At 35.6% G+C, this 14377-nt stretch carries 10 protein-coding genes and 1 tRNA gene; 4 read left to right on the forward strand and 7 right to left on the reverse strand.

Annotated features, from left to right (window positions below; all coding sequences use genetic code 11):
* The 4 genes from prsK to RM573_RS09490 all read right to left on the reverse strand — a co-directional run bounded on the left by prsK (position 1) and on the right by RM573_RS09490 (position 6322).
* The gene (prsK, locus tag RM573_RS09475; protein WP_311580793.1) at positions 1 to 2037 is read right to left on the reverse strand and encodes an XrtA/PEP-CTERM system histidine kinase PrsK; all 2037 of its coding nucleotides are present in this window, start codon (positions 2035 to 2037) and stop codon (positions 1 to 3) included.
* Between the two features lie 23 nt (positions 2038 to 2060).
* Positions 2061 to 5090, reverse strand: a complete 3030-nt coding sequence (locus RM573_RS09480) for an efflux RND transporter permease subunit (protein ID WP_311580796.1) — start codon at positions 5088 to 5090, stop codon at positions 2061 to 2063.
* A 3-nt stretch (positions 5091 to 5093) separates the two neighbouring features.
* Positions 5094 to 6089: an efflux RND transporter periplasmic adaptor subunit gene (locus RM573_RS09485; RefSeq protein WP_311580799.1), complete on the reverse strand. Its 996-nt coding sequence runs from the start codon at positions 6087 to 6089 to the stop codon at positions 5094 to 5096.
* A 158-nt stretch (positions 6090 to 6247) separates the two neighbouring features.
* Positions 6248 to 6322, reverse strand: a tRNA-Arg gene (locus tag RM573_RS09490).
* Positions 6323 to 6573: 251 nt separating this feature from the next.
* Here RM573_RS09490 and RM573_RS09495 point away from each other — a divergent pair.
* The 3 genes from RM573_RS09495 to RM573_RS09505 all read left to right on the forward strand — a co-directional run bounded on the left by RM573_RS09495 (position 6574) and on the right by RM573_RS09505 (position 10491).
* Positions 6574 to 7536, forward strand: coding sequence for a PEP-CTERM sorting domain-containing protein (locus RM573_RS09495; RefSeq protein ID WP_311580802.1), 963 nt, complete (start codon positions 6574 to 6576; stop codon positions 7534 to 7536).
* A 142-nt stretch (positions 7537 to 7678) separates the two neighbouring features.
* On the forward strand, positions 7679 to 8332 hold the full coding sequence (locus RM573_RS09500) for a single-stranded DNA-binding protein (protein ID WP_311580806.1): 654 nt from the start codon (positions 7679 to 7681) through the stop codon (positions 8330 to 8332).
* Positions 8333 to 8472: 140 nt separating this feature from the next.
* Positions 8473 to 10491, forward strand: coding sequence for an SHOCT domain-containing protein (locus tag RM573_RS09505; RefSeq protein WP_311580809.1), 2019 nt, complete (start codon positions 8473 to 8475; stop codon positions 10489 to 10491).
* 32 nt (positions 10492 to 10523) lie between these two features.
* Here RM573_RS09505 and RM573_RS09510 read toward each other — a convergent pair whose 3' ends face one another.
* The 3 genes from RM573_RS09510 to ccoG all read right to left on the reverse strand — a co-directional run bounded on the left by RM573_RS09510 (position 10524) and on the right by ccoG (position 13801).
* A complete protein-coding gene (locus tag RM573_RS09510; RefSeq protein WP_311580812.1) occupies positions 10524 to 11156 on the reverse strand; it encodes a DsbA family protein in 633 nt (210 codons plus the stop codon).
* A 53-nt stretch (positions 11157 to 11209) separates the two neighbouring features.
* The gene (locus RM573_RS09515) at positions 11210 to 12184 is read right to left on the reverse strand and encodes a serine/threonine protein kinase (RefSeq protein ID WP_311580815.1); all 975 of its coding nucleotides are present in this window, start codon (positions 12182 to 12184) and stop codon (positions 11210 to 11212) included.
* Positions 12185 to 12373: 189 nt separating this feature from the next.
* The gene (gene ccoG, locus RM573_RS09520) at positions 12374 to 13801 is read right to left on the reverse strand and encodes a cytochrome c oxidase accessory protein CcoG (RefSeq protein ID WP_311580817.1); all 1428 of its coding nucleotides are present in this window, start codon (positions 13799 to 13801) and stop codon (positions 12374 to 12376) included.
* A gap of 143 nt (positions 13802 to 13944) precedes the next feature.
* Here ccoG and RM573_RS09525 point away from each other — a divergent pair, with 143 nt between their 5' ends.
* Positions 13945 to 14301 (forward strand): hypothetical protein, encoded by a 357-nt coding sequence (locus RM573_RS09525; protein ID WP_311580820.1) that lies wholly within the window; start codon positions 13945 to 13947, stop codon positions 14299 to 14301.
* Positions 14302 to 14377: the final 76 nt, after the last annotated feature.

The following is a 14377-nucleotide window of genomic DNA, read 5'->3' on the forward strand; positions in this document are numbered from 1 at the left end:
TTATGCGTATTCAGGTTTTATTGGTATACGAATATCAAAAATAGAGCCCTGATTTTCTCTACTAGTTACTTTAATCGTACCCGCAATACTTTCAATAAATTGTTTTGCTTCATACACTCCTATGCCCATTCCTGCATTACCTTTAGTGGTATCGAATGGTTTAAATAGTCGTGTTTTAATAAACTCTGCAGACATGCCACTACCGTTATCTTCAATAGTTATTTGTATAAGATCGATATTGGAGAGCACATTTACTTTAACCCATCCGTCATCATTTGTCGCTTCTTGCGCATTCTGAATAAGATGATTTAACACAGAATGTAACGTGTCTTTATCAATATTGATTAAGCTTGGTTGCATTTGTTCTATTTTAACTTTTGGTTTCATAACATTTCGCTGCTTAACCACCTTACGAACTAACTCAGTAATGTCAGTCTCTTTGGTCTTCGATTGGGCCACTTGCTTATTTCGCAATTGTGTTAACACTTTAGCTAAGCGGTCTGTCGCTGACTCCACGGTTTCAAATACATCATCTACAAAATCAGTATTATCACGATGTTTTTCGGCATTGGTGGTAATTAAAGCTAGTTGAGCTTGTACATTTTTTAAATCATGTACCAAAAATGCTGACATCCGATTAAAGGCATCAAATTGTTTTGACTCTGCCAGTTCATCATTAGCTTCATGTAAAGAGATAAAGTTACCTAGCTGTTTTGAGACAGCGAAGAGCAAATCTCTGTCCTCCCAGTTAAGCTGTTTCTTCTCTGCAATGCTTCCCACCACAAACAAACCGTAAAATGCTTTGCCAATAAAAATAGGCACGATGGTTTCAATATTAAAACTGCGACATAAATCAACATCTAAGTTGAGTTCTGAATACATCGACGGTGTTAATTCATATTCATCAACATCGATAATCCACCCCTTCTGCTGACAATATTGACTGATTAACGTTAATTGCAAATCAAACGCTTCAGACAGCACTAATTTTTTGGAATATTTAACATCGAAGTGCATTTCACTTTGTTTTTTAATGATGGCTCCACTGGTTGCTCCTAATTTCGACATCATAATAGTAGTGGCCATTTGATAATAACTTTCTGCACTAGTGGTTTCTATTTTTTCAATTAAATTTAACCATTCATCACGATATTCATACCGGTTGGCAAAAAAGTTTTTCGCAATAAACACTTTAAGCTTTTTGCGTAAGCTATCAGTAATTAATAATGTCACTAACACAATGCCACTGAAAATTAAAAAACCGATACTGACAAAGCTGCCCCACTCACCACCAATATAATTAATAACATAGCCCGCAAGCGCCATTACTAATAAGTAGATGCCTGCCATCATTAAAATCGAGCTATAAAAAACCACTTGCCGAGAAACAAAAATTCGCACTGAGCCATTTTTTACTCGGCGCGTACTAATTAATAATAACGGAACAATCGCTAATGCGATGAACCCGCGGCTATACCAAAAATCGAAATCAATCCCACCGACCATAGTCGCTTGTGCATAGAGGACAAAATCAAAAATAGACACACTGGCAAGTGCGATAACTAATGGCCATATCGCCCAGCGTATTTGATCGTCAGCACTTCGATAAAGTTGTTCAATTAAAACCAAAATCCATAAATTTAAAACGATAAACAGTAAGAATAAATATTCGTAAGAAAAATTAAGAAAGTAGGTTGCTACCCAGCACGATAGCATTAACAAACTGCTAATCACGACATATTGACGAATATGATAATTAGAAAACAGCTTACGTACTGAAGTGAGCTCAGTATTACAAATAAGTACCATCACAGACCAACAAGCTATTTTAAAGCCGTCAGCTATCATCACCCACTGTAAGCTAAAACCCATTTTAATTTGTAAGAAAGATAAACCACTCGCAAAGGTGGTACTTAAGGCAGAGACTATGGTCCATTTCGCTAAAACTGATTTATTGCGAGCGGCAACGATTAATAACGTGAAAACGAGGTAAGCGATGAAACTTAATGAATAACCAATTTGACCAACAAATTCCATAAGCGCTTAGTTCCAATTCACTTTTATTGAGCTTTTGAACGCGAAAATAGCTCAGTTAAAACTGGCACCAAGATAAAACTCGCAATGGCTGAGACACAAAGCCCTGAAATAATTACCACACCTAAAGGTTGCCACAGTCCGCCACCTAAGAGCGTTAATGGCATTAAGCCACCTATGGTAGTTAATGTGGTTAACAAAATAGGGGTAAAGCGCGTTTTACTTGCGTCTAATATTGCTAATCGCATATCTTTACATTCTAAGAAATTATGATTGGCGGTATCAATTAAAATAATGGCGTTATTGACAACAATGCCAAACAAACTAATCAGCCCAATAAACGCCATCATCGAAAAAGATAAGTTAAAAAGATATAAACCAATAACCGAACCTGCAATCGCAAATGGAATAGAAGTGAAAATAACTAAAGGCTGCATAAATGACTTAAATTGCAATACTAATACCGCAAAAATACCTACTGCGGTAATGATCATAATTTGTGACAAGCCCGCGAAATTTTCTTGTCGAGACTCTTCTTCGCCACCAAGCGTATAATACATACCTTGCGGATATTGATAACTGTCTAAATACGTGACGATTTGCTCTGTTAATGCCGTAACTGAATAACCTTTATCGGCATCGGCGGAAATTTTAGCCATTCTTTGTTTTTGATAATGGAAAAATTCGGTATGACCTTTCGCCAATTTCAGAGAAGCCACTTGATTTAACGGCACTAGTTCACCGGCAATATTGGCAATATAAATATCATCAAAAATATCTAAATCAGCTTTCTTGCCTCGCACAACAATAGGGTAACTTTCACCATTTTTATCACTAAAATTGCCAACATAACTACCGGTTAATACTGTTTGTAATGTTAAATCTAATTGATTAATGTCTATGCCATTCATACCGGCTTTTTCATAATCAATATCGAGTACCACCTCACTGTTTGCTTGGCCAATGGGGTTTTCAATATTTATCACCCCCTTGATTTTCATCATCTGTTGTTCAAGCTCATTTGCAACACGTTCTAAATCACTGAGAGATTCACTCATTAAACGCACTGTAATAGGTTTGTCGGTGACAGGGCCTTGCGTAAATTCTTTAATAGTAATATTAGCTTGATGCCAGTTTGAAAATTCTTTCCTAAGCGATATCACTAGATCATTGGATTTTTCTTCATTAAATTCATGCAAAACAATTAAAAGCTGTCCGTAATGTGCAACCCCACGCTTTGGAATTTCATTGTAGTAAATTCTAGGATTAGAGTTACCAACATTTAAAGCCACTTCTTTTATTAAATCATACTTTTTCAAGCTTTTAGCAATGTCCTGCATCACTTGGTTGGTATAATGCAAAGATGAATTATCAGGAGCTTCAACATCTATCAATATCATAGGTTTTTCGGCTTTTGGAAATAAACTTAACCCTACTTTACCGAAAAGTGAAAACATAAAAACAAGCGCTGCAATAAACACCATCACAACAATCATTTTTCGATTCATTAATACTGTTAAAAACCGAAAATAACTATTAGCGGCAAATTGATTGACGTAATGTTGCAACGTTTTAATTTTACTGGGTTTAACGGTAAACAATTTACTCGCTAATAATGGCGTAAAAGCCAATGCCAATAACAACGACGCTAATAAAACAAAGACAACCGTCACTGGCATTGAACGTATAAAATCACCGGTATCTGAGGCGATCATTAGCATTGGCAGAAAAGCGAATAAAGTTGTTACAGTACCACTAGTGATCGCCCAACCAACCTTACTGGTTCCTGAAGCAGCAGCTTCTTTTAAACTGGCAAACTTACCTTTCTCTCGATGAATACTCTCTGTCACCACAATAGCGTTATCTACCAATAAGCCAAGGGCGATAATTAAACCAACAATCGACATTTGCTGTAAGCCAAAACCAGCAAAATCTAACCAGCCAATCGCGATTAAAAAGGATAAAGGAATTACCGCTATCACCACTAAAGCTTCACGCAATCCTAAAAATAATAATGACATAACACCAACTAAAATAAGGCCCTGCCATAAATTATTAAAAAAGCCATTAACTCTTGATTCAACACTTTCTGCTTGCTCGAATAACACATCAAGTTTGATTTGCTCAGGCAATTGTTTTTTAAAAGAAGCAATCTCAGCATTTAATTGATCCGTTAAATCAAAAATATTCGTACCTTTACGTTGCTCAAGGGTAATAAAAATAACGGGATGTTCATTAAAATAAGCTAAATAGGAAGGTTTACCATCTGCAAAAGCAATACTGGCAATATCTTTTAATTTAATCACCAGCTGATCATTGGCATAAACAACGGTTTCTTTTAATTGCTCAATTTCTTGGAAATTACCACTTGCTTTAACATTAAAGCGCCGAGTACTAGCATCAACAAAACCTGGTGTAATATTTACTGCTCGTTTTTGTAATACTTGATTCACAGAGGTTACGGTAATGCCATAGTGTTGCAATAAGTCAAGATTAAGATCAATCGCTACCACTTGCTGTGGGTAGCCCCAAATATCGGCTTTTTTAACGCTAGCAATTGCTTCTAATCTTTTTTCCAACTTTTTGGCATAAAACTCCATGGTTTTATAGTCAGTGGGCTCAGTCCATAAGGCTAACTGAGCTACCGCAACACTTGTCGGTGTCGCCTTAAGGACTAATATATCTTGTACGCCATCAGGTAGATTTGGCTCGATAGAGGCAACTGCTTGTTTAATTTCATTGAAAGCGGTTTGAGGATCACTGCCATATAGAAATTTAATTTCTATTCTAGCCCCATCATTTTTAATTTGTGCTTCTATACGTTTTATACCCTCAATATTTGAAAATTCTTGCTCTAAAGGGGTCACTATAGAAGTTTCGATATCGTGAGAGGAAGCTCCAGGGTAAATAACTTCAATTAAAGTAATAGGAATATCAAATTGAGGATCTTCTGACCTAGGCATAGTGAAGTAAGAAACAATCCCTACGAGTACCATTAAAATAACAATCGTCAGCGTAAATTGGGCATTTTTAATCGCGGAGCGCGCTAACTTCATGCGTTATAACTCACTTATGTTCAGTTGCTGCCAACCATTAACCACAAACTCGATAGCATCATTATGACTTTGCGCCCGTAAATAAATAGATTGCGTATCAATATTTAATACATCAAAGGCTTGGCGCATTAGCTTGCCACTGCTTACCTTGGTAAACAATACCGCAGAGCCTTGATCATCAATTTCTATTAAGGCGCTAATAGGCACTTGATAGACTGAATTCTCAGTTGCAAAATGAATGGTCACTTGCGCTAATTGTCCGGCCACCACACCTTGACCAGCTTGAATATCTTCGAGTAACACTTCAATTAAATATAAAGCGCCTTCGGTATTACTAGTCACAGGAATCTTAGAAATAACGCCGTTTATTCGACCAATATTCGGTAAATCGACGGCGACATTTTGGCCTAATTTAACAAAACTAATTTCTTTATCGGTTAACTTTACTTTCACCACTAAATTTTTATTTATTGCCGCAACTTCTAATACTTCTTGACCTGGCGCCTGAAACTCCGCTAAATCAGTGTATCTTGCTAAAACAACGCCATCAAAAGGCGCGTATATCTCTGCTTTTTCAAGGTTATAATAAGATACTTGATAAGCTTCACGCGTAGTTTCAACATTGGTTTGCGCTAATTCTAATGCCTGCTCTGAACTTAATTCTTGTGCCAGTAATTTTTTCGTGCGATTAACTTCACGTTTCGCTTGTAATAATTGCGCATAGCGGGAGTTTTTCTCCGCGATAAGTTCTTCAGTATTTAAAGAGGCGAGCAATTGTTTCGCAGAAAAAAAATCACCTTCATCGACCGAAAGTGTTTTTAAATAGCCACTACTTTTAAAGGACAACTTTAATGTCCGTTTAAATGCAACCTTTCCTGCTCGCTTGACTGACTTTTCAAAAGGGGTAACCGCAACTTGCGCTAGCTCATAATTTTGAGCAGACACAGTTTGGCCAAGAAAAACACTTGCAACGAATATATACGTAAATATTGATTTCATATAATTACAATGAAACTACCTTGTTGATGTAACTAACATTATTATAGGCACTACTTTAATATTGTATGAATTAAAAGTACATTTTTTTCAACGTGTTTCAACGCTAGAGCAAAGCGTTGCATGAATATTGATAACTTAGAGACAAAAGAAAGGGTTAATGGCGCTCTCGGCAGGAATCGAACCTGCGACTTAGACTCCGGAGGTCCACGTGATATCCACTTCACCACGAGAGCTTCATTAAGAGGTTGCGATTCTAGTCAAATCACCGTCGCTTTACTAGTCGTACTAAATAAATTTAAGTAAAAAAGTTAAAATGACTACATTAGTACGTTAAATTAAAACTGTCAGTTTAATTTACAATAATAGTTTTACAAAATGCCAAGTATAAATAATTACATTAATAATCAAGGCATTAAATTTCAGGCACTTAAAATGCATAGATGTTTTATTATCATTAGCAACGAAGCTAAACACGGATATAAAAATGAACAATTTACAAAAACTTTTTAGTTTATCACTGATCTTAGTTTCTCAGTTTTCATTTGGGCAATTGATTGTCACGGGTGATTGCAATGTCAATAATGCCACATTGACAACGGTACAACTCTCAGATTTAGATATTAATAATAACACAGGTGGCCCTAACGGCGCCAATTTATTACAAAATGGTCCTTACAGTGCATCAGAATGCATTGGCATTTATGCGGGTAATGACAGTCAACTTGAAAGCCATTTAACACCTCACTTAAATATTGGTCAATCTGGGGACGGTTTACTTAATGGCGGCGGTCCATTAACTGGTAACGAATTTATTGACGGTTTAGTTGATGGAGTGGCTAATCCTTGGTTTGATGGTGACAAAATAGATATAGATGGCGATGGTAATGCAACTGATCCTGGTTGGATAAATTTAGCAAAATTTGATGTAGATAATAATTCAACAAGTTATAAATCTATTACCAATTACGATGAGACTATCTCACTCTTAATTTCAGATGTTTTAACGTTTACTTTTGAATGTGTAAATGTTGGCGGTGATTGCTCTTCAATTAATTGGACATTAACGACTGATATAGATATCGCTGAGACAGTAGGAACTGTTTTAAACCGATCAACATTTGATCATTTAGCCTTTGTTACTAAAGCAGGTAGTGGCAACCAAAACGGGCAAGGCAACCAAGATGATAAAGGCTGGGCTGTATATGACTTTAACTTTTATGAAATTTTTGGCAGTGAAGCACCAGGTGCCTTTAATTTTGAAACAGCATATTCACTAGCAGGTTCTATTGATGTTAAACCCGGTGATTTTAGTGCCGGCCTTTCACATTTGACCGTTTGGGCCAGAGACCCAATTAATGAGCCAACCACGACAGTTCCAGAGCCATCAACCATAGTACTTTTTGTGTTTTCATTAATGCTTGTTGCATTTAGAAAAAAACGATTTTAATACTTTTATAAAAGAATAAAAACCATCATTGATATGATGGTTTTTTTAGGTCGTAATACTAATAGCAATTAAGTTAATCTGCTTGAACAATTTTTAAGGCTGACGTAATCTCCTAATTAATTCAATCAATTAGAAAACATACATGCAATCAGAACTTCCTCAAAACCACTTATGTAATATTACTCTATTGGGTAATTTAGTGAATAAACCTGAGATTCGCTATCAGGTAAACCCTGTGATTGCTATTGCGGAATTTGTGGTTGCGACTCATTTAAAATGGTTCGATAAAAGAACCAATCAATTTAAAGAATGGACGCACTATCATACGATTAAGATGATAGGCGATGTGGTGGAACGTTCATTATTGCAAGCAGAAAAAGGCGATGTCATTTTAGTGCAAGGGCATATGGTAAACAGTAAAAAAACCAATCGTGAACTTATACACGCTACCTACGCTCATCGTTATCCAAAAGGTTATTCTCGCTCCATCAATCAATTACAGTGTAGCGGAAAAATATCCAGCGAGATTAAACTAGTAAATACAGAAAACAACAAACAATTAGCGGAATTACGCTTGGCGATAAATTTTTATAGCTTTTCACCAGTAACCCAAGAGTTACGCAGCATCAGTGTTGAGCGAACCGTACATGTTTGGGGCAAACAAGCAGCTTACTTAAAAGATAATGCCAATGTTGATGACGAGTTAATTATTAATGGTAGATTAAGTTACTTAAAAGACGCGACTAAATCTCAATTGATTGATGCACAAGACGTTATTTTACAAAAAATCAATTAATGGATATATAATCAAACTAATTAAGGGAATTCTCTACAAGCACAGAGGCTTTTTAACCACTTTCTATGTACTATTTAAGACATTATTTTAACAATAAAAACTTTCTTAAAGTTTGCTTCTCTCTGACAATTCTACTGACTATGTTAGGAAATGTTCACGCAGAAACGGCAGAGACAACGTTAAAGATTGCTCATACATTTAGCAATCAGTCGAATGTGCTGTGGCATGAAATTAGTAAAAATCCTTTGGATAACGAAAGCTATATTGTCCATGACAAATTAGGAAACATTCATTTAGTTAAAGATAATAACTTACATGCTGAACCAATCATTCATTTAAAAAAATATTTTTCACAACTACATTCATTAAATAAAATTGCGCTTCATCCAAGCTTTAAACTCCAACAAGCATACGGCTATTTAACCTTATATACGGCTCATATTGAACCAATCGATAGCAATAAACCGACAACACGTATTCAAGAAAACAACCCATTAAGTCATCACGAATATGAATGGGTTATTAGCGAATGGCAATTTGATAATGAAAAATTGACCTCCTTTGTTCATACTAAAAATCAGCCAAGAGAAGTACTTCGCTTACCCATTTTTTCAGCAAGTCAAACCATTCTTCAATTAAGGTTTAACCCTTTTATGAAATCTTGGAACGAAAACTATGGAAACCTCTACATTGCATTATCCGCCGATGCTAATTATCCAGATTCAGCGTTATATTCAGGTAGTATTTTAAGCATTAACCCTGAAAAATTCGGTTTCAAAAGCTACTCAATTCCGGTAAGAAATCCGTTCATTAATAGAGAAGATATTAATAATGAGATTATTGCCACAGGATTACATTCGCTTTTAGAGATTCACTGGCCAAAAGATGGCAAACAACAGCTTTTTGTAACTCAAAATACTCCAAAAAAGTTTAATGTGAATACTATCAAATATGGTGAAGACCTCCGCCAAAACAAATCACAACCTAATACTATTCATGCGCCATTTCCTCAACAAAGTAATAGTATTATTTACCGTGGCATGAAGTTCGCTAAATACAGAAATCATATTATTTATTTAACTTGGGATAATCACTGGAAGTTAATTGCGATAAATAAAGAACCTCCTTTTGAGGTTTCAACCGTACAAGTAATAGAAGATAATAGGCTTACAAAAGATAGTGAACTGGCTTTACTCACGGATGAGCATGATGAATTGCTTATTGTCGACAAATCTTCTCATGTCATTTTTATTATTAACTCCTCCACGCCTGATCATCAAAACTCAGATAATACGGTAGATAAAACAACAGCTAGGCAAAAAAATATGAATTTTGCTTGGATATTACTACTCCCGTTATTTATTGTCAGCCTAGTCATAGTTCGTCGCAAGACAAAAACAAATTTACCCAAAGCGTTTTTGAGAAAACAATTTGCAAAATTTGATCTAGACGCTAAGAAAAAATTGATATTGCTCTATAAGCGACATGAAAAAATAGTAAACACTGAGTTAAAGATTGCTGATATTGCACGAAGTGAAGTATTCCTCAATAAAAATTCACTTTATAATTTTACTTATGAAGAGCCAGAGAGTCGCTTTACCAATAAAAAAGAACAAATGCTCAACTTAGCTTTTGCAACCGAAAAAAGAGAAAAAATGATCGATGATAAAGTCCGTATTATCGAGATGGTTATCACGGACAAGTCTTCAAATATTTATCCTATTTGTCTCTATCTACGAAAAGGCAATCAAAGACTGACCCGTGGAAAATATGAAGAAACTTGTAAGCAATTATCTGATTGGTGTTGGTTGTTATCGCAAACAATATTCCCAGAATTAACTGAAGAGCGCATTATTGTAAAACCCGTAGTTCCAAATACGTCCAACCATAAAAAAACCAATAAAAATGAAGCTATTGCGATTCCTTCATCTAATGAAAGTAGTAAAAACAGAGCGACGCCAGATGTGCCAAAAGCTTTACCTATAACGCCTACAGAACAAAATAAAGTAGAGGCAGATAACAACGTCGAATTGAGAGATATTTCCCTGATAAATTCTTTAGATAAATTAGGGAAACTGAAACAACAAGGCTTGCTTACTGAAGCGGAATTTAATCAAGCAAAGGCAAAAGTGTTTAATAATCTTAACAAAAACGATTAATCTAACGGTAGATTAATCGTTTGTATACTTCATTACTTCAAGGTCAATAAATACTTCACTAAGTTATTGAAATCTTCTTCTATGTTCGATTTATCAAGATCGTGCGTATGAATCATGTACATACCATTAACCACAATACTTGGCACACTTTTTAAATCACCACTGTTTGCCAGTATATCTTGATTACTTTTCATTGCTTCAGCCGCTTTAACCACTTCGTCACTATTAATAAGTTGATCAAATTTCTCACCATCTGCGCCGTTAAAGATAAAAACATTTCGAACATCTTTTACCGAAGTAAAGACAGCTCTATGCACATGAATATATTTGAAAATTGCCGCTATTAGGCTTTTTTCGATACCCATTTTTTGAGCTGTAATTAATGCACGTGTCAGGGTTTGTTGCATTTTCTTTGAAGCGCCACCTAAAAAATCGACATGATTTTTGACGAACTTAACGTTTTCGGGCAAGTTTTTCTCGATAGATTTCGCCATAAATTCAAAGTTATAACAATGGCCACAATAAAAAGAAAAATACTCTCTGACTTCCGGAGAATCTACAGGTAACTCTTGTATTTTAACGTAATGTTTGCCTTCTTGATAATCACTCGCATGTGTAAAAAAAGAAAGCGTTGCCACAACGAGTAGACTCAATAACTTGTTCATTCAATTAACCCTTATAAATTTTAAAATGATAAATTCTATATGATTTGTTCGATTTATGGCATTAAGGTGAGCGGTGGTTGTTGTAATGCCGACATTTGCTCTTTCAGCATCAACACTTGCTCTTCCCAATATCTTTGGGTATTAAACCATGGAAAACTATGCGGAAACGCAGGATCTTGCCATCGCTTACAAAGCCAAGCCATATAATTCACTACCCGCATAGTACGCAAAGATTCGATCAAGGCAAACTGTTTTGTATCAAACTCATAAAACTCTTCATAACCCATTAAAAGAGTATCCAATTGCAAAGTTTGCTGTTGCCGGTCGCCTGAGAGCATCATCCATAAATCTTGAATTGCTGGTCCCATACGACAATCATCTAAATCAACAAAATGAGGGCCGTCATCAGTCCATAAAATATTACCCGCATGGCAATCGCCGTGTAGCCTTATTTCATCGGTTGGTTGATATTGCTGACACGCCAGTTCAATCACTTGGTCTAAAATGGTATAAAACGCATTTTCAATATATTGCGGGACAAATGCTGAATTTTTTATGATTTCCCGAGCTTGAATCAACGACTCTTCTTTACTGTAGGTTGGTCGCGTTTGAAACGGAGCTTGACCTGCAACGGCATGTATTCTGCCGATAAATCTTCCCATCCATTCTAAGTGGTCTAAATTATCCACTTCAAATATACGTCCACCTCGACAAGGGTATATAGAAAAGTAATAACCTTGATGTTCAAATAAAGATCGACCTGAAAATATTAATGGCGCAACTATCGGTAACTCTTCGTCAGCAAGTTCAAATGCAAAATCGTGCTCTTCTTGAATTTGTGCTTTCGACCAACGCTGAGGTCGATAAAATTTCGTAACATATTTGATTTTATCTTCGTCATGAAATTGATAAACGCGATTTTCATAACTATTTAATGCCAGTAAACCGCTATCTACCTGCAAGCCGATACTTTCTATGCCATCAAGGATTAAATCAGGCGATAACGAAGTAAAATCAAATACGGACATAGGCTCTCAATGAATAAAGTCGTTATGACAAATCAATAACATAAACCTCAAGGATACAGGAGTTAATAAAAGTCGAAAAGCTTAAAGCGATGCAAATGCGAATAAAACGATGTTTTAACCATAAGAATAAAAGACGCGTGATGTTTGTATTAATCACGCGTCCAAATAGATAGCCAGGAAACTAAGAGTTTAACGCTTATTAAAAAAGCGACTTTCTTTATCAAGCTTTACGTCATCGTCATCAGAAATGAGCTCAATAACAAAAGAAATATCTGTCATATATGCACCATTTAGCTCATACGGGTCGACTGAAATACTCATAGGTAAGGTATAAACAGAAGCCGCCTTAACCAATACTTCTTGTTCACCATGCCATGTGGTATTTTCAATCCCATTTACTGATAACCGATATCGATTATCAGTTTGCGATTTATTAAGAATTTTTAAGGTATATACATTTTCAATTTCACCGTTAAAATTTTCTTTTGCAAGTTCAGTTCTATCCCGAATAATATCTAATGAAACCGGTGCCCTATTGACTATTTCGATGATCAATAAACTGCTCATAATCAATAAAACCACAGCATAACCTAATAGTTTCGATCGAATTAAATGAACTTTTTTACCTTCTAGTTCATGCTCAGTAGTGTAGCGAATCAAGCCTTTTTCGTACTTCATCCGCTCCATAACACCATCACAAGCATCAACACAAGCGCCACAGTTTATACATTCATATTGCAAACCATTACGAATATCTATACCGGTTGGGCAAACTTGCACACATAAATTACAGTCAATACAGTCACCTAAACCTAGTTCTTTGGGATCTTGTTTTCTTGAACGTGCTCCTCGATTTTCACCGCGTTTTGCATCATAAGATACCGTAAAGGTATCTTTATCAAACATCGCCGATTGAAAACGGGCATAAGGACACATATGCAAACACATCACTTCACGCATCCAACCAGCATTGCCATAGGTACACAAGGCAAAAAACCAAATGGTACCAGCAATAGCGAAAGAGCTATTGAAAGTAAAAAAGTCGATAAAAACAGTCTGAACAGGAACAAAATATCCCACAAAAGTTAATGCTGTTAATAACGAAAAAAAGAGCCAACAACTATGCTTAAGGGCTTTTCGCCAGAATTTATTGACATTAAGTTTTTGCGAGTCGAGTTTTTTACGTTGGTTTGCCGTCCCTTCAATTTTTTCTTCAAACCAAATAAAAATAAATGTCCACACCGTTTGTGGGCATAAATAGCCACACCACACCCGGCCTAAAAAAGTAGTAACAAAAAACAATAAAAAGGCACTAAGAATAAATAGCCACGCAAGTAAGGTTAAATCTTGCGGCCAAAGGGTTAATCCCCAAAGGGTAAACCGTTGTTCAACAATATCAAAAAGAATGGCTTGATGACCGTTGTATTGTAACCAAGGTAGTACCGCAAATAAGGTCAAAAAGAAAAAGTTCATTTTACGCCGTAATGTTTGAAATACACCGGTCACTTTTCTGACATAAATTTGATCGCGAGGCTTATAATGTTCAACCTGGGCAGGTTGATGAATTTTGATATTTTTAATCGGTATTTTAACGTTGTGTTCTTTTTCTGATTTCACCGTGAATCCTATGCAATAAAACCCGTGAAAAATCGAACCGCGCCATTAAATTAACGACAAATTACTCGTTAATAATTAAAGATGATGTATTGTTGGCGCAAAATTGATTATTCTAATAACAAGTTAACATTATACGACATACTATGAAGAATTTATTGATCTTAATCGTAGCAATTGCAATTTTTTTGCATTTTTATCCGCAACCTGAACTAGAAAGTTGGTTTGAAGAGCAAAAAACTATGGTGCTATCAGAATTTTCAAACGCAACAGATACTAAAGTTCGATTAAATCCTGAAAAAATTTATAAAGATTTACAGCCAAGTTTTGGACAATTTAATGAAGAAGAGCAGACATTTGTACGAACCATTACCAGTACAAGAGAATCAGTAAAAGAATTTTACAATAAGTATTGTGAAAATAAACGGCCAACTCCAAAACTTCATCAGAAAAATCAACAGTTAATCTGTACTAAAATTAGTGCTTATCAATCATTATTTTAAGCAAAGTTTTAGCTGTACTAATCTTGATATCATTTAATACGAGATGAACATTGGAAGGGACTATCTCTCCTTCCAA

The sequence above is a fragment of the Thalassotalea castellviae genome, from assembly GCF_031846185.1.
Taxonomy (GTDB): Bacteria; Pseudomonadota; Gammaproteobacteria; order Enterobacterales; family Alteromonadaceae; genus Thalassotalea_H; species Thalassotalea_H castellviae.

Excerpts from the sequence above, each read along its gene's own strand:
- prsK (WP_311580793.1), bottom strand. The coding sequence starts at position 2,037 with ATGGAATTTGTTGGTCAAATTGGTTATTCATTAAGTTTCATCGCTTAC.
- RM573_RS09480 (WP_311580796.1), bottom strand. The coding sequence starts at position 5,090 with ATGAAGTTAGCGCGCTCCGCGATTAAAAATGCCCAATTTACGCTGACG.
- RM573_RS09485 (WP_311580799.1), bottom strand. The coding sequence starts at position 6,089 with ATGAAATCAATATTTACGTATATATTCGTTGCAAGTGTTTTTCTTGGC.
- RM573_RS09495 (WP_311580802.1), top strand. The coding sequence starts at position 6,574 with ATGAACAATTTACAAAAACTTTTTAGTTTATCACTGATCTTAGTTTCT.
- RM573_RS09500 (WP_311580806.1), top strand. The coding sequence starts at position 7,679 with ATGCAATCAGAACTTCCTCAAAACCACTTATGTAATATTACTCTATTG.
- RM573_RS09505 (WP_311580809.1), top strand. The coding sequence starts at position 8,473 with ATGTTAGGAAATGTTCACGCAGAAACGGCAGAGACAACGTTAAAGATT.
- RM573_RS09510 (WP_311580812.1), bottom strand. The coding sequence starts at position 11,156 with ATGAACAAGTTATTGAGTCTACTCGTTGTGGCAACGCTTTCTTTTTTT.
- RM573_RS09515 (WP_311580815.1), bottom strand. The coding sequence starts at position 12,184 with ATGTCCGTATTTGATTTTACTTCGTTATCGCCTGATTTAATCCTTGAT.
- RM573_RS09525 (WP_311580820.1), top strand. The coding sequence starts at position 13,945 with ATGAAGAATTTATTGATCTTAATCGTAGCAATTGCAATTTTTTTGCAT.